This is a genomic window from Cohnella suwonensis (assembly GCF_042655365.1).
GTDB lineage: Bacteria > Bacillota > Bacilli > Paenibacillales > Paenibacillaceae > Cohnella > Cohnella suwonensis.
The window spans coordinates 25,333-47,859 of record NZ_JBHSMH010000023.1; the positions used below are offsets into that span (position 1 = coordinate 25,333).

At 53.7% G+C, this 22,527-nt stretch carries 12 protein-coding genes; 11 read left to right on the forward strand and 1 reads right to left on the reverse strand.

Translation table 11 applies throughout. From position 1 onward, the window contains the following. Positions 1 to 370: 370 nt before the first annotated feature. Complete coding sequence (locus tag ACFPPD_RS09740; RefSeq protein WP_209749158.1) at positions 371 to 1,000, reverse strand: HD domain-containing protein; 630 nt, start codon at positions 998 to 1,000, stop codon at positions 371 to 373. A 203-nt stretch (positions 1,001 to 1,203) separates the two neighbouring features. On the opposite strand from ACFPPD_RS09740, the gene ACFPPD_RS09745 reads away from it, so the two are divergent. The 11 genes from ACFPPD_RS09745 to ACFPPD_RS09795 all read left to right on the forward strand — a co-directional run bounded on the left by ACFPPD_RS09745 (position 1,204) and on the right by ACFPPD_RS09795 (position 22,497). Continuing rightward, on the forward strand, positions 1,204 to 2,958 hold the full coding sequence (locus ACFPPD_RS09745; RefSeq protein WP_209749157.1) for a methyl-accepting chemotaxis protein: 1,755 nt from the start codon (positions 1,204 to 1,206) through the stop codon (positions 2,956 to 2,958). 216 nt (positions 2,959 to 3,174) lie between these two features. Next, positions 3,175 to 3,393 carry a cold-shock protein gene (locus ACFPPD_RS09750; protein WP_378082042.1) on the forward strand — a complete coding sequence of 73 codons (219 nt, stop codon included), beginning with the start codon at positions 3,175 to 3,177 and terminating at the stop codon, positions 3,391 to 3,393. 220 nt (positions 3,394 to 3,613) lie between these two features. After that, complete coding sequence (locus ACFPPD_RS09755) at positions 3,614 to 7,747, forward strand: hemoblobin-interacting domain-containing protein (protein WP_209749155.1); 4,134 nt, start codon at positions 3,614 to 3,616, stop codon at positions 7,745 to 7,747. A gap of 176 nt (positions 7,748 to 7,923) precedes the next feature. After that, on the forward strand, positions 7,924 to 12,282 hold the full coding sequence (locus ACFPPD_RS09760; RefSeq protein WP_209749154.1) for an S-layer homology domain-containing protein: 4,359 nt from the start codon (positions 7,924 to 7,926) through the stop codon (positions 12,280 to 12,282). Between the two features lie 176 nt (positions 12,283 to 12,458). Next, positions 12,459 to 16,652 carry an S-layer homology domain-containing protein gene (locus ACFPPD_RS09765; protein WP_209749153.1) on the forward strand — a complete coding sequence of 1,398 codons (4,194 nt, stop codon included), beginning with the start codon at positions 12,459 to 12,461 and terminating at the stop codon, positions 16,650 to 16,652. Between the two features lie 227 nt (positions 16,653 to 16,879). Continuing rightward, a complete protein-coding gene (locus ACFPPD_RS09770) occupies positions 16,880 to 17,080 on the forward strand; it encodes a cold-shock protein (protein WP_209749152.1) in 201 nt (66 codons plus the stop codon). A gap of 75 nt (positions 17,081 to 17,155) precedes the next feature. After that, positions 17,156 to 17,380 (forward strand): cold-shock protein, encoded by a 225-nt coding sequence (locus ACFPPD_RS09775; RefSeq protein ID WP_378082047.1) that lies wholly within the window; start codon positions 17,156 to 17,158, stop codon positions 17,378 to 17,380. A 188-nt stretch (positions 17,381 to 17,568) separates the two neighbouring features. Next, complete coding sequence (locus tag ACFPPD_RS09780) at positions 17,569 to 18,402, forward strand: formate/nitrite transporter family protein (RefSeq protein ID WP_209749150.1); 834 nt, start codon at positions 17,569 to 17,571, stop codon at positions 18,400 to 18,402. Further along, complete coding sequence (locus ACFPPD_RS09785) at positions 18,395 to 19,309, forward strand: L-lactate dehydrogenase (RefSeq protein WP_209749149.1); 915 nt, start codon at positions 18,395 to 18,397, stop codon at positions 19,307 to 19,309. The genes ACFPPD_RS09780 and ACFPPD_RS09785 overlap by 8 nt, the downstream gene beginning before the upstream one ends. A 122-nt stretch (positions 19,310 to 19,431) precedes the next feature. After that, positions 19,432 to 21,297 carry an NACHT domain-containing protein gene (locus ACFPPD_RS09790; protein WP_209749148.1) on the forward strand — a complete coding sequence of 622 codons (1,866 nt, stop codon included), beginning with the start codon at positions 19,432 to 19,434 and terminating at the stop codon, positions 21,295 to 21,297. 198 nt (positions 21,298 to 21,495) lie between these two features. Next, a complete protein-coding gene (locus ACFPPD_RS09795; protein WP_209749147.1) occupies positions 21,496 to 22,497 on the forward strand; it encodes a cell wall hydrolase in 1,002 nt (333 codons plus the stop codon). Positions 22,498 to 22,527: the final 30 nt, after the last annotated feature.

Here is a 22,527-nt window from a genome sequence, read left to right on the forward strand (position 1 = left end):
TCGCCATCACGCTATTTCAGAATTTTGGGCAAATTTGAGGTCATTCTGGAGATTTAACGTTATAGGATCACTCTATTTTCCTAGAAGTAACATACTTATCACAGTCATGTGCTTGGTTTTTGGAAGTCGCGGTTACACGAGGGATATTGATGCTATTTTCGAACCGAGTAGCGACATTTATTTATATGCCCAAGAAATTGCCGGAGAAATGGGATTGATGCTATGCGGCGAGACTGGAGACAGACGATCTGAATGATGCAATCGTTTTGGAAAAACGCCTTGGACTAAGGGATCGAGAGCGTAGATTGCCCCAAAAAGCCTTGATTCGGAATCCGCCGAGCCGAGGCTGTTTTGCTGAACTCTTACCCTTCTAAGAAGCCAACGCCTCATTCGTAATCTTCGCAATATCGATAGGAGATCTCGAGCCTTCGCTAACCATGTCCGGCAAGATATGCCGCAGGAAATAATCCACGCAATGAAGCTTGATCTGCTTGATCTTGATCAGTGCCGCCCGGTACATCACGACGAATTCCTTTTCCGTGTTCCCCCGTTGCAGCTCCGCGAAGGCCTCGTAGATCTGATCCATTTTATCGGCGACCTCCAAGATTTGCCCTTCCACCGAATCGTCTTTGCCTTCGCGCAGCTGTCTGCGGAAGATCGGCTTCAGCTCTTCGGGAATATGCTCGTCGATGAAGAGGGAGACCATTCCTTCCTCTACCTGTTGCAGCATGGACCGAAGCTCCAGCGAATAGTGCTTCACGGGCGTCTTGATATCTCCGATGAAGATTTCGCCGTAATCGTGACTGCTCGTGATTTCGTATAGCTTCTTCCAATCCACGGCCACGCCATGGCTTTCCTCGATATCCGCCAACGTCTTCGCGTATTGAACGACCTTCCAGGAATGAGCCGATACGCTGTGCTCCTGAAACTTGAACTTGCCCGGGCAACGAATGATTCGCTCTAGGTCGTTTAACGATTGGAAATAAGTGTGGATGCCCATGTCGGATGTTCCTTTCCATGAAGAATGCGGGATGAGCGGCTCACGTTCAGTATAAGTCGGATTTGTTAATGGGCGATTAACTTCCGCCTAACAAATATTGTGTCGATATTTGTCCAAAATTAGCTAATCTGTTGTAAAATAATAGAGTACATACGTCTAACGGAAAATCGCATATACGATAACCAAAGGGGAATTCCGACACCATGACCGGATTGAGAAGTCGACTGTCAGTAAAGCTAAGCATTTTTATTCTGGCGATTCTGATCGTCCTATCGTTTACCCTGATATACATGCAGATCCAGAACACGAAGAAGGCCAGCGAAGAAGCGATCGGCGAGTTCAGCATCCATAACGCGGAGGCTTATGCCGGTCAATTCGACGTGAAGAACTACGAAGCGTTCGCCAAGAATCCCCAAGAGAGCGACCAATACTATAGTATCCGCGAACAGTTGAACCAATACCGCATCCAGACCGGCGCCTTGTACGTGTACACGGTCAAGATCGACGACAAGGGGCAGCCGCTCCTGCTCATCGACGGCCAGCCGAAGGATTCCGACTTCGCGTCTCCGATCGGCGAAGTGACGGATATGCCGAAGGGCGCGATCGAGGCGGTGCTGAAGGGCGAGTCGGCCAAGTCCGGCATAATCCATAATCCGGAATACGGGAATTACATTTCCGCGTACGCGCCTCTTCGCGGCGCCGACGGTACCGTCGTCGGCGCGCTCGGCATCGACACCGACGTCTCCGTCTTCCATACGGTCTACCGCGAAGTCATCAAGGACAACACGCCGCTCTTCGTTCTGATGGGCGCGCTCACGCTTGTCTTCTTCCTCGTCATCGTGCTGTTCCTGTCTCGGGCCTTGAAGCCTCTCGGCGTCATCGTACAGGGAGCCGAGGCGATCGCCCAAGGCGACTTCGCGGCTGCGAAAGTTCGGCTCGGCGCGATCCGGACGAGATCGAGCGACGAGATCGGGCAAGCTTACTCCGCCATGAACAAGATGATCGAGAGGCTTGGCGTCACGATGGGCGAAGTCGTTCGCGACATGGAGCTGACCGCTCATAATCTCGTCGAGTCCACCGATCGGTTCGGCTCCGAGGCGGAGCAGATGGTCGCCTTGAACGTGAAGCTCGAGCAATCGATCGCGTCGCTGGCCGACGGCGCGCAGCACCAACGCTCCGGCGCCGAAGAGAGCGCCAAGTCGATGGAAGAGATCACGACGGCCATCCAGCGGGTGTCCGAAGCGTCGGCCAACGTCTCGAGAGCTTCGGTCGAAGCGCTGGAGACGGCGGAGCAAGGCAGGGTCTCGATCCGACAGCTCAGAGGGCAGGTCGCCCGCATCTCCGACGGCGTATTGGATTCGTCGAATGCCGTAACGACGCTCAACCGGCACATGGACGAAATCGAACCGGTGCTTCGCTCGATTACGGACATCGCCGAGCAGACGAAGCTGCTGGCGCTGAACGCCGCCATCGAAGCGGCGAGAGCGGGCGAGCAGGGAGCGGGCTTCGCGGTCGTCGCCGGCGAAGTGCGCAAGCTTGCCGAATCGTCCGCGGTGTCGGCGACTCATATCACGTCCGTACTGCAACAGATTCAACAAGAGTCCGCCCGGATCGGCGAACGGATGGCAGTGGGCAGCCGGGAGATCCTCGTGGGTACCGAGCTGTCGGGCCAAGCGGAGACGCTGTTCCAAGACACGATGGACCGGTTCGTGCACGTGAGCGGACAGATTCAGGAAATCTCCGAGGCGTCGGAAGAAGTGCTGGCCGGTTCCGAGGAAGTCGCCGCGTCGGTCGAGCAGATTTCCGCGATCTCGATCGCGGCTGCCGAGAATACGGTATCCATTCAGAGAATGTCGGCTGATCAGCTGGACGCGGCCCAACGGATCGCCGACACGACCGAGCTGCTGAAGACGAGAAGCGCGGGGCTCGAAGCGGCGGTCTCGAAGTTCAAGCTGTAAGACGCGTAACGGCTATCGCGGAGCTTCCTTTGCGATAGCCGTTTATTTGCCATTAGCTATTCCCGGCCGAATGGGGTATAGTAAGAGAATAGAATTTGTGACCGAATTCACATAGCGTAGAGGGTTATTCTTGCACGGAATAGCCTTGTACGATATGTGAATTTTTTATTTCCGAGCGAAATAAGACATTCATGTAATCGAGCATTGGAAAGAGGGATGCACTTGTATTATTCTCGCAAAAAGCAACAGGAAGACGTGCCGGAGGAGATTACCGCCATATGGTCCTGCTCAGCTGCAAGCTGCAAGGGCTGGATGAGGGATAATTTCACGTTTTCCGTCGTACCCGTCTGTTCCCAATGCCAATCCGTGATGGTAAGAAGCGAAAAGATGCTTGCGACTGTCGCGAATACGAGCCCGATTCGTCTGAAACCGTGAGTGAGTAACAACGGGGCAGGCGCCAATAAATAAATTCCCGACAGGGTCCATATCCGCGAAAGCCTTACACGGCGCGGTTGTGGGCTTTTTTTCGTTATTTTCTTTTATTATTCTTTCATCGGCGTTCCCTATAATCGAACTGGCAGGAGTATTGTCCATAGCCACGCTATTTTCGCGAAATGCTCTCTTACCCATCTTCGATTAGAGGAGTTAATGATCTATGTTACTAACAAGAATGAAGAAGGTTTTGTCGCTCAACTTAGCAATGCTATTAGCCGGATTGGCGCTATTGTCCGTCTTATCGATCGCCTCTCCGACGACGCAGCATGCGTCCGCGGAAAGCCAGTGGACATTCTGCGCGACCGAAGCGACGAATTGTATCTTCACGGGCACGAAAAACGTGCGTTACGGGGCAACGGTTAACGGGGTGGATCAATTCGTAACCGAATTAAAAGAAGCGAAATCTTTTATGGGCATCAGTTGCTTGACCAGCGAATTCGGCGGGTTCGATCCGGCGCCCGGAAAGCCCAAATCCTGTTATGTCAGCAATCTGACGCAGGATCAGATGTGGTCGGTATCCACGAACGAAGGCAACAATTCCATCGTCATTCCGTTCTTGGTGAATTTTGCGTTAGCGGGGACTCTTGAAGATTTGAAAAACAAGATATGGATCAAAAGAACGGATGTGCCCGGCTTCACTGCGCTCGGTCCCGAAGATACCGTCGGTTTGACAAGGACCGGGGGACTTTATAACGGGAAGAGCACGCTGACGATCGGCTTAAGCAAACCGTTAACGGGATCGGATAACGAATTGATCATCGGTGCGGGCGCTTTTTTTAATTACGCTCAGGATATCGTCATCAATGAACTGAAAGAAAAGGATGCAGGCAGCTGGCAATTACTTGGCGACCAGTTCTCGCCGGGTCGTTCGTTTAAGATGTCACTTGCCGTCTTTCACGGCACTCCTTACTTGGCTTACGTCGATCAGACACTTGGCTCTCTCTTCGTCAAGAAGTACGTTCAAGGCGCCTGGGTGGATACGGGGGGCGGAGCGTGGACTGGAATTTTTCCTACTTTGGTTGCCGAAGGCGACAACTTGTATGTGTCTTATATGGATGGCGGAGGATTCGTAAAAAAGTACGACGAGACCGGCAACGTATGGTCGACCGTCGGGGGCGGGGTCGTATCGTCGGGCGTGCTCTCGATGACCGTCGCCAAAGGCATTCCTTATGTCGCTTATCGTGAGGGGGGTAACGGCAAACTCACGGTAAAGAAATATAAGGAGTCCATCGACGGATGGGAAACCTTGGGGACCGTAGGATTCTCGGATACTGCGGTTACGGAGATTTCCTTGTCGGTCTTAGACGGCATTCCTTATGTGGCTTACCGGAGTGAATCGATGGAATGGGTTCAATACGAAGGTTATATGTTAACATACACAGGGGGCTGGGTGAAGAAATTCGACGAGACGAGCAACAGTTGGCAGGACATGGGCAAGTTTGCGGATAACAATCTGCTGAAGCCGCTCTTATACATGGAGGGCGGGATCCCTCATGTGCTTTTCGTGGATTTGTCTCACGTCGCGGTCGGCATGAAGAAGTATACGGGAAGCAGTTGGAGGCCTTGGGAACCAACGGGCAATCCGGATTCGTTAAGGGGTGCCTTCTCGTTCGATGCCACGTCCTTCTTCATCAGCGACGGGATTCTCTACTCGGCGTCTGATCAAGCGGACGGCACTGCGGCGGTGAAGAGATATAACGGCAGCAACTGGATTCCTATGGGCTCTCTCGGCGTTTCGGGCGCCCTGTCGCTCTTCGTCGACCAAGGCGTTCTCTACGCGGCCAATTCCGAGAACTTGGGGTTCATTGGTTATAAGCCGATGATCCGACGATTCTTGCTGACGCCTCCCGCGCTAACCGCGGATACGACCATCAACGATACGTTGAGCCCGATCGAAGTGACGTTCCCGGAGTCGTCGGCGTGGCGTAACGAGATCGTAGCCGTGAAGGACGGGACGACGACCTTGCAACCGGGAATGGACTACGTCGTTACCGCCGGCAAGATCACGTTTCATCCGGGCGTGTTGGCGGTGGGGGATCATACGATTACGGTGTCGACTCGGCATTATGCGGATGCGACCGCGAACCAGCGGGTATTCCTGAGGTCGCCGACGCTAACGGCGGATGCTACGGTTAATTACGTCGTGAATGCGATCGAGGTGACTTTCCCGGAGGATGCGGCATGGAGCGGAGCGATTACGGCGGTGAAGGACGGAACGACGGCCTTGCAGCGGGGGACGGATTACGTCGTGAGCGCCGGCAAGATTACGATTAACCCCGGCGTTCTGGCCGAAGGCAGCCATCGGATTACGGTGACGGCTACCGACTACTTGGACGCAAGCGTAGATCAGACGGTGACTTGGATTCCTTCGCCGTCACTGTCGGCGGACGCGACGGACAACGATCCGTCGACCGAGATCGAAGTGACGTTCGCGGACGACGAGGCGTGGCGGGACGAGATTACGGCGGTGAAGGACGGAACGAAGACGTTGGCGTTATCCAAATACAGCGTTAACGCCGGGAAAATCACGTTCAAAGCAGGGGCCCTGGCGTTAGGAACGCATACGATCAAGGTGGTGGCGCCGAACTACGCCGATGCGACGGTCGTCCAGACGGTCGCAGACCGTGTCGTCCCGGTTAGCAACGACGCCTTGTTGTCGGGCCTGACCGTGGATCAAGGCGCGTTGACGTTCGTGCCGACAGAATTGAATTACTCGGTAGATGTGCCTAACAACGCGACGAGTCTTCATATTACCGTCGTTTTAGGCCATGCGGATCAGACGCTATCGGTAACGGGGGCGACTTACTCTTCTATAGATAACGGCGTATATCATTATGATATCTCCGGCTTGGAGGTCGGCGCCACCGTCATCTCGATCGACGTCACGGCGCAAGACGGGCTGACGATGAATCCGTATCGGCTGACGATCCATCGCGCGGCTCTGGCCAGCGACGATTCGAACTTGAGCGGCTTATCGTTGTCGAGCGGGGCGTTAAGTCCCGGCTTCACTCCCGATACGACGGTCTATACTGCCGGCGTGGATTACGACGTATCGAGCCTGACCGTAACGGCGAGCGCGGAGGACGGCAACGCGACGTTGTCCGTACACGGGAATCCGGCGATTAGCGACGAAGCCAGCGGTCCGATTTCTCTGAACGTAGGGCCTAATCCGATTGCCATCATCGTGACGGCAGAGGACGGCAGCGCCCAGACGTACACGGTTACGGTAACCCGCAACGCTCAGGCGAGTGGCGGCAGCGGAAATAGTAGCGGAAGCGGAAGTGGCGGTGGAGGCGTCAGCGGTCCGACGGTGCCGATCGCTCCGCCCGCAACCACCACGTCCAACGACGGCCAATTAACGCTTCCGCAGGGAACCTCCGGCGAAGTCAGCTTGAACAATGAAGTGACCGTCACTATTCCCGCGGACGCTTCAGAACAAGAACTGAAGGTTACGATCGACAAGGTTCTGGATTCGCAGTCGCTGCTTACGAACAATGAAGTTGTCGTCAGCCCGATTTTCGAAATTCTGAAGAACTTCGAGCATAACTTCGACCACCCGGTCACGTTGACGTTCGCTTTCGATCCGGCGGGATTAAAGAGCGGCGAGACGGTCGCCGTCTTCTATTATGACGAAACGAAGAAGGAATGGGTAAAAGTCGGCGGCGTCGTGAACGGCAACGAAATCGTCGTCGACGTCGATCACTTCACGAAATACGCGGTATTCGCCGTGAGCCCAACGGCGGAGGAGCCGTCGACCGGCACGCAGCCGAACTTCGGTGACATCGCCGGACATTGGGCGGAAGCGAGCATCAAGCAAGCGGTGGAGAGCAGAATCGCCTCGGGTTACCCGGACGGCACGTTCAAGCCGAACCGGACCGTGACGCGCGCCGAGTTCGCCGTCATGCTGGTGAACGCGCTCAAGCTGCAGAGCGAGGAAGCGCAGCTCACCTTCGCCGACGCGGCGAACATCGGAGCTTGGGCGAAGAAGGCCGTCGCGTTGGCGGTAAAGGCAGGGATCTTGAAAGGCTACGCGGACGGCAGCTTCCGCCCGGATGCGGAGATCACCCGCGCCGAGATGGCGGCGATGATCGCCGGTGCATTGAATTTATCTATCGATGCGAACGCCGCAACCGGCTTCGCGGATGACGAACAGATTCCCGCGTGGGCGAAAGGCGCGGTGGACGCCATTCAGAAGCATGGACTGGTTAAAGGCAAAAGTTCGGGCGAATTCGATCCGCTTGGCAAGACGACAAGAGCGGAGGCCGTAACGGTTCTTCTCCACATGGTCCGGTAACAGACCGGCAGGACCCGTGTAAACTCGCGGGTCTTTTCTTTTTTTTACGAATCTCGTCAATACCTGACATGAAGCGCTTTCTTTTTAGTTTAGTCTGCAAGAGTGATCGGTAAAATGATTGAAAACCATCCAGCAAAAATGGAGGAAGAGGAATGAGGTTAAGGGGTAAACGGAAGTTGGGGAACAAAGCAGCGGCCATCATCTTGGCGATGTTGTTGGTATGGGGAGCGATTCCGGGGCTGCTTGCGCCTAGGGAAGGCAAGGCATATGCGGCGGATATGGTGCAGGTATGGGAGACGGCAGGCGACGCTGGATTTTCGGCAGGAAATGCATCATACACATCGTCATTTGTCTACGATGGGACACCGTATGTGGCCTATAAGGATGGCGCGAATCGCGGCAGAGTCACGGTGAAGAAGTATGAAAGCGGCAGCGACAGCTGGGTAACTGTGGGCAGCTCCGGATTTTCGGCGGGTCAGGCTTCCGAAACGTCGTTATTTGTCTACAATGGCATCCCTTATGTGGCCTATAAGGATGGCGGGAATAGCAGTAGAGCGACGGTGATGAAGTATGATGGAAGCAACTGGGTGACCGTGGGCAGCGCCGGATTTTCGACGGGTACTGCAAGCAGCACATCGTTATATGTCTACAATGGGACTCCCTATGTGGCCTATATGGATGGCGGGAATAGCAGTAGAGCGGCGGTGAAGAAGTATGATGGAAGCAACTGGGTGACCGTGGGCAGCGACGGGTTTTCTTCGGGTGGGTCATCCTACACGACTCTATTTGTCTACAATGGCACCCCGTATGTGGCCTATACGGATGCCGGATATGGCTATAGAACGACGGTAAAGAAGTATAATGGAAGCGACTGGGAGACCGTGGGCGGCGAAGGGTTTACTACGGGTGCGACCTGGTCCCCGTCGTTATATGTCTACGATGGGACTCCCTATGTGGCCTATAGTGATGGCGGGAATAGCTGGAAAGCGGAGGTGATGAAGTATGATGGAAGCAGTTGGGTGAATGTGGGCGACGCCGGATTTTCGGCGGGTACTGCAAACGGCACATCGTTATATGTCTACGATGGGAATCCCTATGTGGCCTATAGTGATGGCGGGAATAGCTGGAAAGCAACAGTGATGAAGTATGATGGAAGCAGCTGGGCGACCGTGGGCAGCGCAGGATTTTCGGAGGATGAAGCAGCTGTCGAATCGTTATATGTCTATGAGGGCATCCCGTATGTCGCCTATGAGGATCACTTGAATAAAGCGACAGTGATGCGTCTGAACACGGCTATGGCATCTCCGGGCTTGACAGCGGATACAACGGATCTGGATCAGTCGCACGACATTGAGATTACGTTTACGGATGACGCCGCTTGGCGTGCGGCAATCACGAAGGTGAAGGACAACACGACATCGCGGCTGCTGACAGAGGGAACCGATTACACGCTCAGCGAAGGGAAGCTCACCATCAAGGCAGGCGTGTTGGCTGAAGAAGGCGATCATAAGATTGTGATCAGGGCTACCGGGTGTGCGAATGCGACAGTGGTGCAGACCATGTCCTCCGTATTTGCCCAAGCAGGGACTGCCGACGATCCTTATCTGATCGCAACCGCCGGTCAGCTTTATTCCGTCAGGAACCATTTGGACGCCGGCTTTTATTTTAAGCTGACGTCGGATATTGATTTGAGCAGGTACGCGGCTGGCGAAGGCTGGCTGCCTATAGGAGATGGGAATAAGCCATTTAAAGGAAATATGGACGGTAACGGGTATGTCATTACGGGCTTGACCATTCATAGGTTGGGTTCGAATGATTATGTAGGGTTATTCGGTTATGCGAATAATGCCGGACTATCGAATATGAAGCTGATAAATGTTAATGTTACAGGCATCTATTCGGTAGGCGGCTTGGTCGGATTAAATAGTAGTGGAACAATCAGCGGCAGCTTCGTCACAGGAAGCGTGTCCGGAACAAGCGGGTTAGGCAGCAAAGTGGGCGGCTTGGTTGGAAATAGCAGTGGAACGATCAGCGACAGCTACGCTGCAGCAAGTGTGAGCGGGGAAACCAGCTATTCCCCAATCTACACAAGCTCTATAGGCGGCATGGTTGGTACTAATAACGGAACGATCAGCGACAGTTACGCCACGGGAAGTGTAGAAGGAAGCAGCAGATATGTAGGCGGTTTGGTTGGATATACTCCGGGAGGAACGATCAGCGGGAGCTACGCCGCAGGACCTGTAACCGTAACAAGCAGCCAAAATGTAGGCGGTTTGGTTGGATATACTGAGGGAGGGACGATCAGCAACAGCTTCTACGACAAGGATACAACAGGACAGACGGATACAGGCAAAGGCGACGGCCAATCGACGGAAGAGCTTAAGACGCAAAGCACTTATACGGAGGCAAGCTGGGACTTTGACAGCGTATGGGGAATTCATTCGCAAGCGAATAACGGATATCCGTATTTGCAAGCGCTGGCGTTCACCGTGACGTATAACAGCAACGGCGGAACGGCTGAAAACAGCCAGCCGGTAGCTTATGGCGGCACGGCGACCGAACCGGTCGCCCCGACGAAGACGGACTATACGTTCCGCGGCTGGTACGCGGACAGCGGCTTGACGACAGCTTTCGATTTCGCAACTCCGATCACGAAAGATACGACGCTGTATGCGAAGTGGACAGCGAACCGCCTTACGGTAAGCTTCGAGAGCAACGGCGGAACGGCAGTCAGCAGCCAGACCGTGACTTATGAGAGCGTGGCAACCGAACCGGAAGCCCCGACGAGGACGGGCTATACGTTCGGCGGGTGGCATGCGGACAGCGGCTTGACGACAGCTTTCGATTTCGCTGCTCCGATCACGGCGGATACGACGATATATGCGCAATGGTTTTCAACGAATGCCATGTTGTCCGGCCTGTCCGTGGATCAGGGAACGTTGTCGCCATCGTTTACGCCATCGAATTTGAATTACAACGTGGACTTGGATTACGCGATGTCCAGCCTGAATGTCTCTTTCGTGCAGGCAGACCCGGCCCAGACAGTGTCCGTTACGGGAGCCGTATATCAAACGGTAACGGGCGCGGTTTATACCTATCAGGCATCCGGCCTGACCGTTGGGTCGAACCCGATTCGGATCGGAGTGACCGCGCAGGACGGCACGGAAAATGTGTATACGGTAACCGTGAATCGCGCTTCCGGCAGTAATGCGGACTTGAGCGGATTGGCGCTGTCGAGCGGCACGTTAAGTCCCGGCTTCGCGTCCGGAACGACGGCCTACGCTGCCGGTGTGGCGAACGGCATTTCGAGCCTTACCGTTACGCCGACCGCATCCGATTCTCGTGCCGCGATCACGATTAACGGGCAATCGGTGATCAGCGGTCAACCGAGCGGCGCGATAAACCTTGCCGCAGGGGATAACCCGGTCACGATTGAAGTGACGGCGCGGGACGGCACGAAGAAAACGTATACGGTAACCGTGAATCGCGCTTCCAGCAGCAGCGGGAGCGGAGGAGGAGGTAGCGGCGATGTAAGCCCGATCACCTCTAAGGACGGGAAGCTTACGCTTCCGGCCGGGAGAACCGGCGAGGTGAGCCTGGATAACGCCATCGTCATCTCCATCCCTACAGGCGCTTCAAGCAAGCAGCTGGACTTAACGATTGAGATCGTGTCGAATACGCAAAGTGTAATGAGCAATGGAGAGATTTTGTCCAGCCCGGTATACGAATTGCTGAAAAACTTTTCGGAAAACTTCAGCAAGCCGGTTACGCTGACGTTGTCGTTCGATCAGGCGAAAGTAAAAAGCGGACAAACGGTAGCGGTCTTCTACTATGACGAAGCAAAAAAGATATGGGTGAAAGTGGAAGGCGGCAAGATCAACGGCAATCGCATCAGCGCGGAAGTCGATCATTTCACAAAATTCACGGTGCTGGTCGTTGACGGGAAAACGGGCTTGGCCGTAACGGAGGAAACGCCGACGGAAACGCCGACGGAAGAGACAACGGATGCTGCATTCCGCGACGTTGCCGGCCATTGGGCGGAGGCGAGCATCAAGCAAGCGGTGAGCACCGGTTTCGTCGCCGGGTATGCGGACGGCACGTTCAAGCCGAACCGGACCGTGACGCGTGCGGAATTTGCCGTCATGCTGGTGCGGGCGTTGAAGCTGCAAGGAGAAGGAGCCGAGCTGTCGTTCACGGATACGAAGGAGATCGGAGCATGGGCGCGGCAAGCGGTCGCGCTGGCAGTGCAAGCCGGAATCATCAAGGGCTTTAACGACGGTACGTTCCGTCCGAATGCGGAAATCACCCGCTCCGAAATGGCGGCGATGATCGCCGGTGCTTTGGAACTGCCGATCGATGCGAACGCCGCAACCGGCTTCGCGGATGACAAGCAGATTCCAAAGTGGGCGAAAGGCGCGGTGGACGCCATCCAGAAGCAAGGCCTGGTGAAAGGCAAAGGCTCGGGCGAATTCGATCCGTCCGGCAAGACGACAAGAGCGGAGGCCGTAACGGTTCTTCTCAACATGACTCGGTAACAGACTAGCAGGGCCCGCGTAAAATCGCGGGCCTTTCCTATTTTATTTTTACGATTTTCAACAATACCTGACTTGAAGCGCTTTCTTTTTAGTTTTGTGCATATGAGACGCCGGTAAAATGAACGATGATTCAAACCGAGCCCATGAATATCAGGAATAATCAGGAGGGATAAAAGATGAATTTCAAGCGGAAGAAATTATGGGTGTTGATGCTGGCGATGGTTGTGGCCATTGGCGGCATGCCGGGATTGTTTGTACATGGAGGAAGCCACGCTTATGCAGCTGCAGGCAACTGGGAGACGGTAGGGAATGCCGGGTTTTCGGCTGGCCAGGCCGATTTTACGTCGCTCTACGTGTACGACGGCACTCCTTATGTCGCTTACAGGGACTATGGAAATTCCAACAAGGCCACGGTGATGAAGAAAAACGGAAGCAGTTGGGAGACGGTGGGGAGCGCCGGGTTTTCGGCTGGCCAGGCCGATTTCACGTCGCTCACTGTGTACGACGGCACTCCTTATGTCGCTTATAAGGATGGCGCAAATTCCGGCCAAGCCACGGTAATGAAGTATGATGGAAGCAGTTGGGTGACGGTAGGGAACGCTGGCTTTTCGGCTGGCGCAGCCTTTAGCGTATCGCAGGCTGTCTATGGCGGTACCCCTTATGTTGCTTATGCGGATTATGGAAATTCCGGCAAAGCGACCGTGATGAAGTACAATGGAAGCAGTTGGGAGACGGTAGGGAACGCCGGATTCTCGGTCGACGTGGCCGATTTCACTTCGCTGTATATATACAACGGTACCCCTTATGTCGCTTACAAGGATTCGGGAAATGCCGACAAGGCGACGGTGATGAAGTACAACGGAAGCAGTTGGGAGACGGTAGGGAACGCCGGCTTTTCTGCAGGCGTGGCCGATTACACTTCGCTGTTTGTCGATGACGGTACCCCTTATGTTGCTTATGAAGATGGTGCAAATTCCAATAAAGGTACGGTGATGAAGTACAACGGGAGCACTTGGGAAACGGTAGGGAGCGAAGGATTTACGTCAGGAGGGGTCGACTACACTTCGCTGTACGTGTACGATGGTACTCCTTATGTCGCTTATCGGGATGGATTTTCCACCAATGCCACGGTTCAGAAGTACAACGGAAGTTGGGAGACGGTCGGGAGCGCCGGATTTTCATCAGGCTCGGTCATGTACACTTCATTGTATGTGCATAACGGCACACCTTATGTCGCTTATGCGGATGGGGGAAATTCCAATAAGGCCACGGTGATGGCGCCGATGTACACCGTTACCTTCGACGGCAATGGCGCTTTGTCCGGGACCGTACCGGCAGGAAGCAGCGGCTTTGTCCAAAACGCCAACGTTACGGTGTTGGACAACACCGGAAGTTTGGCGAAAACGGATCATACGTTCGCAGGATGGAATACGGCGGCGGATGGAAGCGGAATGGATTACAACGCCGGAGATACCTTCACGATGGGGACGAACGACGTGACGCTGTACGCGCAGTGGACCGTCAGCAGTTACAGCCGCACGGTAACCTATGACGTCAACGGCGCCGTATCCGGAAGCGTGCCGACACCAAGTGCCTACGCCTACGATTCCCGCGTTACGGTGCTTGGCAACACGGGGAATCTGGTCAAGCCGGGCTATTTATTCGCGGGGTGGAATACGGCGGCGGACGGAAGCGGAACGTATTACGCCGAGGCAGACACGTTTACGATCGGCGCAGCCGATATAACACTTTACGCGCAGTGGACGGAATCAACGGAAACCGTAAAAACATGGCGTAAGGTAGGCAGCGCCGGATTTTCGGCAGGGGAGACCTCTTACACCTCGCTGTATGTCGATAAGGGCACACCTTATGTCGCTTACAGGGATTATGGAAATTCCGACAAGGCCACGGTGAAGAAGTACAACGGGAGCGGTTGGGAGACGGTAGGGAACGCCGGATTTTCAGCAGGCCAGGCCGATTTCACGTCGCTCACTGTGTTCGGCGGCACTCCTTATGTCGCTTATAAGGATGGCGCAAATTCCGATAAGGCCACGGTCATGAAGTATAATGGGAGCGGTTGGGAAACGGTAGGGAGCGCCGGATTCTCGGCCGGCGCAGCCTTTAGCGTATCGCAGGCTGTCTATGGCGGTACACCTTATGTTGCTTATGCGGATTATGGAAATTCCGGCAAAGCGACCGTGATGAAGTACAATGGAAGCAGTTGGGAGACGGTAGGGAGCGCCGGATTCTCGGCAGGCGTGGCCGATTACACTTCGCTGTATATATTCGACGGCACCCCTTATGTCGCTTACAGGGATTCGGGATATGCCGACAAGGCTACGGTGAAGAAGTACAATGGAAGCAGTTGGGAGACGGTAGGGAGCGAGGGAATTTCGGCAGGCACGGCCGATTACATTTCGCTGTATGTGTACGACGGCACTCCTTATGTGGGTTATAAGGATTGGCAAAATTCCGACAAGGCTACGGTGAAGAAGTACAACGGGAGCAGTTGGGAGACGGTGGGAAGCGAGGGGTTTTCGGCAGGTAAGGCCGATTACATTTCGCTGTATGTGTACGACGGCACCCCTTATGTCGCTTATAAGGATTTTGGGAAATCCGACAAGGCTACGGTGATGAAGTACAACGGGAGCGGTTGGGAGACGGTAGGAGACTCGGGATTTTCAGCAAGCGCGGCCAATTACATTTCGCTGAATGTGTACGACGGCGATTCTTACGTCGCTTATGTAGACGGGGGAAATTCCAACAAGGCCACGATGATGAAATGGTTGGATAAGTCCACCGTCGCCTACGACGGCAACGGCGCTACGTCCGGGAATGCACCGGCAAACCGCAACTATAACCAAAACGCCAGCGTCATGGTGCTAGGCAACACGGGGAATCTGATCAAGGCAGGCTATACGTTCGCGGGGTGGAACACGTCGGCGGACGGAAGCGGGACGCGTTACGCAGCGGGAGATACGTTCGTCATGGGAGCGGACAATTTCACGTTGTACGCGCAATGGCGAAGCAACAACGCGCTGTTGTCCAACCTGTCCGTGGATCAGGGAACGTTGTCGCCATCGTTTACGCCATCGAATTTGAATTACAACGTGGACTTGGATTACGCGGTGTCCAGCCTGAATGTCTCTTTCGTGCAGGCAGACCCGGCCCAAACCTTGTCCGTCACGGGAGCCGTTTATCAGACGGTAACGGGAGCGATTTATACCTATCGCGCATCCGGCCTGATCGTGGGGGCGAACCCGATTCGGATCGGGGTGACCGCGCAGGACGGCACGGAGAACGTGTATACGGTAACCGTGAACCGCGCTTCCAGCAGCAGCAGCGGCAGCAGCGGAGGTGGCGGAGGCTTAAGCCCGATCACCTCTAAGGACGGGAAAATTACGCTTCCGGCTGGAAGAATCGGCGAGGTGAGCCTGGATAAAGCGATCGTCATCTCCATCCCAACAGGCGTTTCAAGCAAGCAGCTGGACTTAACGATTGAGATCGTGTCGAATACGCAAAGTGTAATGAGCAATGGAGAGATTTTGTCCAGCCCGGTGTACGAATTGCTGAAAAACTTTTCGGAAAACTTCAGCAAGCCGGTTACGCTGACGTTATCGTTCGATCAGGCAAAAGTAAAGAGCGGACAAACGGTTGCGATCTTCTACTATGATGAAGTGAAGAAGCTTTGGGTGAAAGTGGAAGGCGGCAAGATCAACGGGAATCGCATAAGCGCGGAAGTCGATCATTTCACGAAATTCGCCGTGCTCGTCGTTGACGGGAAAACGGGCTTGGCCGTAACGGAGGAAACGCCGACGAAAGAGACAACGGATGCTGCATTCCGCGACATCGCCGGACATTGGGCGGAAGCGAGCATCAAGCAAGCGGTGGAGAGCAGAATCGCCTCGGGTTACCCGGACGGCACGTTCAAGCCGAACCGGACCGTGACGCGCGCCGAGTTCGCCGTCATGCTGGTGAACGCGCTCAAGCTGCAGAGCGAGGAAGCGCAGCTCACCTTCGCCGACGCGGCGAACATCGGAGCTTGGGCGAAGAAGGCCGTCGCGTTGGCGGTAAAGGCAGGGATCTTGAAAGGCTACGCGGACGGCAGCTTCCGCCCGGATGCGGAGATCACCCGCGCCGAGATGGCGGCGATGATCGCGAACGCCCTTGGACATTCGGCGGACGCGCAAACGACGACCGGTTACTCGGACGATAAGGATATCCCGGCATGGGCGAGAGCCGGCGTCGCTTACGCGAAGCAATCGGGCATCGCGCAAGGAAAAGGCGACAACCGGTTCGCTCCGCAAGACCGCGCCACCCGGGCGGAAGCCGTTGCCGTGCTTCTGAAAGCGGCGGCAGCAGCGAAATAGCATAGAAAATCAAATCGGACCAGGCATTCCATGAGGAATGGGCACTGGTCCGATTGCTTTTTGCACGAGGATGCGGTATAGTGAGTAGGTTGAATAAAATGACCTAATTCACATATTGTAGAGGGTTGTTGTTGCTCGCAGCTTAATAACCTTGTCCAATATGTGAATTTTTATTTTGTTTCATAAAATAAGAAGGTCATGTAAATATTAAAAGGTGGTTAAACAAAATGGAATCGGGAATCGTAAAATGGTTTAACGCGGACAAAGGCTTCGGCTTCATCGAAGTCGAAGGCGGTAACGACGTATTTGTACACTTCAGCGCGATCGTAGGCGACGGCTACAAGTCTTTGGACGAAGGCCAACGCGTTGAGTTCAACATCGTACAAGGCAATCGCGGCCCGCAAGCCGAGAACGTCGTTAAACTGTAAGCAAGCGAACCATGCCCCGGACTTCCCGTTTGGGGCATTTTTCTTCGCATCACCCACTTCAGGATGGAAAGAGGGATGTTCTTGTATTCTTCTCGGAAAAAAACGGCTGAAGAGTTGCCCGAGGAACTAACCGCGATCTGGTCTTGTTCGGATGAGAACTGCAAGGGATGGATGAGGGACAATTTCGCGCTCTCGTCTACGCATCAGTGTCCTTTGTGTCAGTCCGAAATGGTGAAAAGCGAAAGAATGCTCGTCGCGCTCGCGAACACTAGCCCGATTCATCACAAAGTCGGGGAATGAGTTCGGCGGCGACATTAAAACGATAGGAGTCCGACTCGTCGGCTCCGGCATGAAGAACCCGACCTTTCGAGGTCGGGTTTTTTTGTCCGTTGAGCTATTTCGGGCACGTAAATGTGATTTTTCGCACATCGCAAGGCCTTCGCTTCGCGTAATCTACGCTTATCTCCTTCGGAGGGAAGGTGGGCGCCATGGAAGTCGAAGCACTCAAGAAGGTCGAACGGCTCGCCCTTAAGAAGCACCGGGTATTCGCGACGAGTCGTCTCCGTTATCTCGCCCGATCCGCGCTCGCCAGCATGTTCATCGGGTTCGGGGTCATCGTCGCTTTCAAGACGGGTAGCTTCTTCTACGCGGAGCACTCGCCGCTGACGTATCCGATGGCGGCGATCACGTTCGGGGCGGCCATTATCTTGATCTCCTACGGCGGCGGGGACTTGTTCACGGGCAATACGTTCTATTACACCTACGCCGCGCTGCGTCGCAAACTGCGCTGGTCCGACGTCATGCGGCTATGGCTATTCAGCTACCTGGGCAACATTCTGGGCGCCTCGTTCTTCGCGCTATTGATCTATACGACGGGCTTGTTCTCGGAGTCGTCGGTCAACGGATTCCTGCTCAGCGTCGTGGACAAGAAGATGAACTTGCCGATGATGGAGCTGTTCTTCCGGGCGATCCTCTGTAATTGGCTCGTCTGCCTGGCGTTCTTCCTCCCGATGTCGATGAAGGGCGACGGCGCCAAAATGTTCGCGATGATTCTGTTCGTGTTCTGCTTCTTTATTTCCGGTTACGAGCATAGCATCGCCAACATGTGCACGTTCGCGATCGCGCTCGTCTTGCACCACCCGGGGACGATCTCGATGGGCGGCGTGCTCCATAACCTGATCCCCGTCACCTTCGGCAATCTGATCGGCGGCGGATTGTTAATGGGGTTTATGTATCACTACGTGAATAAACCGGATTTGGAAGAACATTTGGACGAACGGGAAGACCAACTTAACGAAGCGGAGAGTGATCGGGATGAGTAAAACGAAGATCGTCGTCATCGGCGTCGGCGCCGTCGGAGCAACTACGGCGTATACGCTGCTGCTGAGGGAACGGGCGGACGAATTGGTGCTGATCGACGCGAACAAGGACAAAGCAAAGGGCGACGCAATCGACATGAATCACGGGCTTCCTTTCGTCGGGAAAACGAAAGTATGGGCCGGCGATTACGAGGACTGCCGCGGGGCTAGCATTATCGTCATCACGGCGGGAGCGGCGCAGAGACCGGGCGAATCGCGGGTCGACCTGCTGAAGAGAAACTCGGCCATCTTCGATAGCATCATCGGCGAAGTGCTGAAGCATAACGACGACGGCATTCTGCTGATCGCGTCCAATCCGGTGGACATCATGAGTTATTTTACGTGGCAAAAGTCGCAATGGCCGGTTCGCAGAATTATCGGTTCGGGCACGTTGCTCGACAGCGCCCGGTTCCGGTACCTGATCGGCGAAGAGCTCGGCATCGATCCGCGAAGCGTGCACGCGCATATTATCGGCGAGCACGGCGACTCCGAGCTGCCTCTCTGGAGCTTGGCCAACGTCGCCGGAACGGGCATTCGGCTGGACGAAGAGAAGAAGGAGCGGATCTTCGCGAACACGAAGGACGCCGCGTACGAGATCATCGCCGCTAAGGGCGCGACTTACTACGCGGTCGCCCTCGCGCTCGACCGGATCTGCACCGCGATTCTCCGCGACGAAGGCGCCGTATTGAACGTATCGACGCTGCTGCGGGATTATCACGGCATCTCCGACGTCTACCTGGGCGTTCCGTGCGTCGTCGATCGCGGCGGCGTCCGCGAGGTGCTGCAGCTGGATTTGTCGGAGCGGGAGCAACGCGAATTGCGCCTTTCGGCGGAGAAGCTGAAGGAGCTTATTCGATCGATGGAAGGTTAGAAAAATGGCTCGCAGGTTGTCATCTGCGGGCTTTTTTTAATAAGTTATCCAAATGAAGGAAAACGTCAAAAATGATCGAAATAGCTAATAGAGGGATAAAGCGAAGGGTTTGGAGGATATTCATGAATATTGATTTCGGATCGATAGCGTCGGAATTGGTTCAAAATAATATCGAAAGAATCATTTCCGTAATATACAAAAAGGGTTCAGACCAGTTTAATCAACTGCTTATTAGGAGCGGTGCCGCCTACAAGAAGTACTTACATGAATCGGTAAAGAAATATAGCAGGGTCAAAACGATTCTTTACAGGGATTCGCCGGTTTATTTATATGACTTTTATTTGGACACGAATATTAGCATTAACGATCATACATACAGCGCAAGTAATATGAACGGAGTTCTGGAACATGGTCATTTTATCAATTTCATCGGATCCGCGGGAAGCGGAAAAAGCACGCTGTTCAAGCATCTCTTCTTGGATACAATCAAGAATACTTCGTATATCCCGATTATGGTCGAACTGAGGGAGATAAACAATCGGGATCAAACGTTAGCGGAGTGCCTATTTCAATCGATGTGTAATTTAGGATTCGATTTGGAATACGAATATTTCAGCAAGAGTATTTCTAGCGGAAGATATGTTTTCCTCTTCGATGGATTCGACGAAATCGACTACCAAAAGAGAAACGAAGTATCCAAGCAGCTTCTGGAGATGAGCGATAAATTTCCCGATAATTATTATTTGATTTCGGCCCGGAAAAACGATCAAATCTTTACAGGCTGGAATAAATTCATAGATTTCGAGATCAATCCGTTGGAGAAAATTCAGGCTCTTCAATTGGTCTCCAACTTGACTTATGACCCGGATATTAAAGACAAGTTCCTAGCCGAATTGGAAAAGAAACTTTTCGACGAGCATACGTCGTTCGCTTCCAATCCGTTATTGTTGACGATTATGCTGATTACGTACAGCCAATACGCCGAGATTCCGGATAAAATACACCTCTTCTACGGACAAGCATTCGATGCGTTGTATTCTCAACACGACGCAACCAAGTCGGGTTATAAAAGAAGAATGAAAACTCAACTGGCTTCCGACGATTTTAAAAGCGTCGTTGCTGCTATTTCGATTTCTAGTTATTTGGACAGGGTGTTCTCTATGACATCCGACCAACTTTTATCGTATTTAAGCCAGGCCAAGGACTTAGTCGATATCGATTTTAACGTGGACGACTTTAAAGCAGACCTTGTTGAATCGGTTTGTCTTATCATGCTGGACGGACTGGAGTATAAGTATACGCACCGATCGTTCCAAGAGTATTTCGCCGCGAAATTCATTGTGAGCGTGAATGACGAAGATCAGACGGATATTCTTCGAATCTTGTCGAGCAAACAAATTTCCAGCTTTAGAGTCGATAATGTATTGAATTTATTGTTCGAAATGGATAAAGAACGGTTCGAAAGAAATTTTATCATCCCGATGATTAAAGAAATGATTTCATGGCTGGAGGACGGAGCGACTTCGCAGGAAGAAAAGTATATCCGGTATATCGATTCCAAATTTGAAAGCTTTGGCATTAGTTATATTGCTTCTGGCGTAGAGGATGAGGACGAGGAGGACGATGAAGCCAGAAGAGTGGTTTTTATGCACCGCCCGAGTCCTGCCAATAGTTATTACGAAATCGTTAAATTCATTTTTGAAAAATACATCGGTATCGTACAGATCGGAACGGAATTATTACCCTCCTATCATCAGGTGGATATGATTAAGAAATACGGCGAAGAAGAAAGCGATGGGATGGAGTTTTTGGTCAGCACCGATCGGATCAGGCACGACACGGAATTAAGCAAGGAGTTCATCGGGCACGCGAGTTTTATTTTGAATAGGCTTAATTATGTCATCGCGTTGTTGCCTGTATTGGAGCAAAAACATAAAGATAAAAAAACGATCAAGGAACTTCTTTTTAAGATAAGGTCAAGCAATTAATCAACGAATGGATTGGTTCTTTAAAAGGCTTCTATATATGCGGATATGCCGCGTAGCAGGAGCCTTTTTCGTTTGTCCGGACTGTAATAACTGAATTGTGTGAAAACGTTAATGCTACAAGTCATTCACCCTGTGATATATTTTTACAATGTTAATAAAAACGATTTCATAATTTCTAAACATTGCCGGGAGGTTGTTATGCTCCGTTTTCACTCTTATATTCGAAGCCGATTGCTCATCCCGATAGTCGCCCTATTGCTCCTGACGTCGGCGCTACCGACCGTAGCCGCCGCTGCCAAAGCCGACGACGGCGTCGCCGACAACGTTACGATCATGATCGACGGCGAGAAGGCGAAGCTGGCCGATCCGGTGCGCATGAAGGACGGCAGATTGTTCTTGCCGATCGCGAGCGTCGCTTCCCTGCTGAAAGCGAAAGCCAAGTGGGACCAAGACAACGAAGCGGTGACGATCCAATCCGCCCGCGGAGACAAGATCGTGCTGAGCAACGGCGTTCCGATCGTCTACTTCAACGATAGCCGCTATCGCATGGATACGGTGCCGTTCCTGGACGACGGAAGGATGTACATACCGCTGCGCGCCGTCGCGGAGCTGCTCCACGCCACCGTGAAGTGGGAGACGGAGACGCAAGTCGCCGAGATTACGCAAATCGAGCCGGCCGTCGTGACGGCGGAGTACGGCTTGGCGGAGATCGGCGAACAGTTCGGCGTCAGCAAAGCGGCGTTGCTTAAGCGCAACGGGCTGAAAGCCGCCGAAGAGGTGAAGGAAGGGGCGAAGCTCCGCGTCGTCATCCCTTCGATCTTCGACGACGAAGCCGAACCGTATTCGAAGGACGACTACACGTTGCTCGCGAAGATAATCCAGGTGGAGTCGGGTTACGAGTCCTACGAAGGCCAACTGGCCGTCGCGAACGTCGTACTGAACCGGGTGAAGGATCCGCGCTTCCCGAAATCGATCAAGGACGTCATCTATTCGGGCAAGCAATTCCCCGCCGCGCACAACGGCATCCTGCAGAAGAGCGTGCCGAACGCCAGCGTGCTTCGCGCCGCCAAGGACGCCTTGAACGGCAAAAACAACGTCAAAGACGCCGTGTATTTCTACGATCCGAGAGTGTCCAAGGGCTCGTTCTGGTCCGGTCTGGATACGATCGCGACGATCGGCACGCACCGGTTCGCGAAGTAGCATCGGCGACGACAATCGGCATTTCCGGCA

Coding starts and splice junctions, on each gene's coding strand:
- ACFPPD_RS09740 (WP_209749158.1), bottom strand. CDS start 1,000: ATGGGCATCCACACTTATTTCCAATCGTTAAACGACCTAGAGCGAATC.
- ACFPPD_RS09745 (WP_209749157.1), top strand. CDS start 1,204: ATGACCGGATTGAGAAGTCGACTGTCAGTAAAGCTAAGCATTTTTATT.
- ACFPPD_RS09750 (WP_378082042.1), top strand. CDS start 3,175: ATGCACTTGTATTATTCTCGCAAAAAGCAACAGGAAGACGTGCCGGAG.
- ACFPPD_RS09755 (WP_209749155.1), top strand. CDS start 3,614: ATGTTACTAACAAGAATGAAGAAGGTTTTGTCGCTCAACTTAGCAATG.
- ACFPPD_RS09765 (WP_209749153.1), top strand. CDS start 12,459: ATGAATTTCAAGCGGAAGAAATTATGGGTGTTGATGCTGGCGATGGTT.
- ACFPPD_RS09770 (WP_209749152.1), top strand. CDS start 16,880: ATGGAATCGGGAATCGTAAAATGGTTTAACGCGGACAAAGGCTTCGGC.
- ACFPPD_RS09775 (WP_378082047.1), top strand. CDS start 17,156: ATGTTCTTGTATTCTTCTCGGAAAAAAACGGCTGAAGAGTTGCCCGAG.
- ACFPPD_RS09780 (WP_209749150.1), top strand. CDS start 17,569: ATGGAAGTCGAAGCACTCAAGAAGGTCGAACGGCTCGCCCTTAAGAAG.
- ACFPPD_RS09785 (WP_209749149.1), top strand. CDS start 18,395: ATGAGTAAAACGAAGATCGTCGTCATCGGCGTCGGCGCCGTCGGAGCA.
- ACFPPD_RS09790 (WP_209749148.1), top strand. CDS start 19,432: ATGAATATTGATTTCGGATCGATAGCGTCGGAATTGGTTCAAAATAAT.
- ACFPPD_RS09795 (WP_209749147.1), top strand. CDS start 21,496: ATGCTCCGTTTTCACTCTTATATTCGAAGCCGATTGCTCATCCCGATA.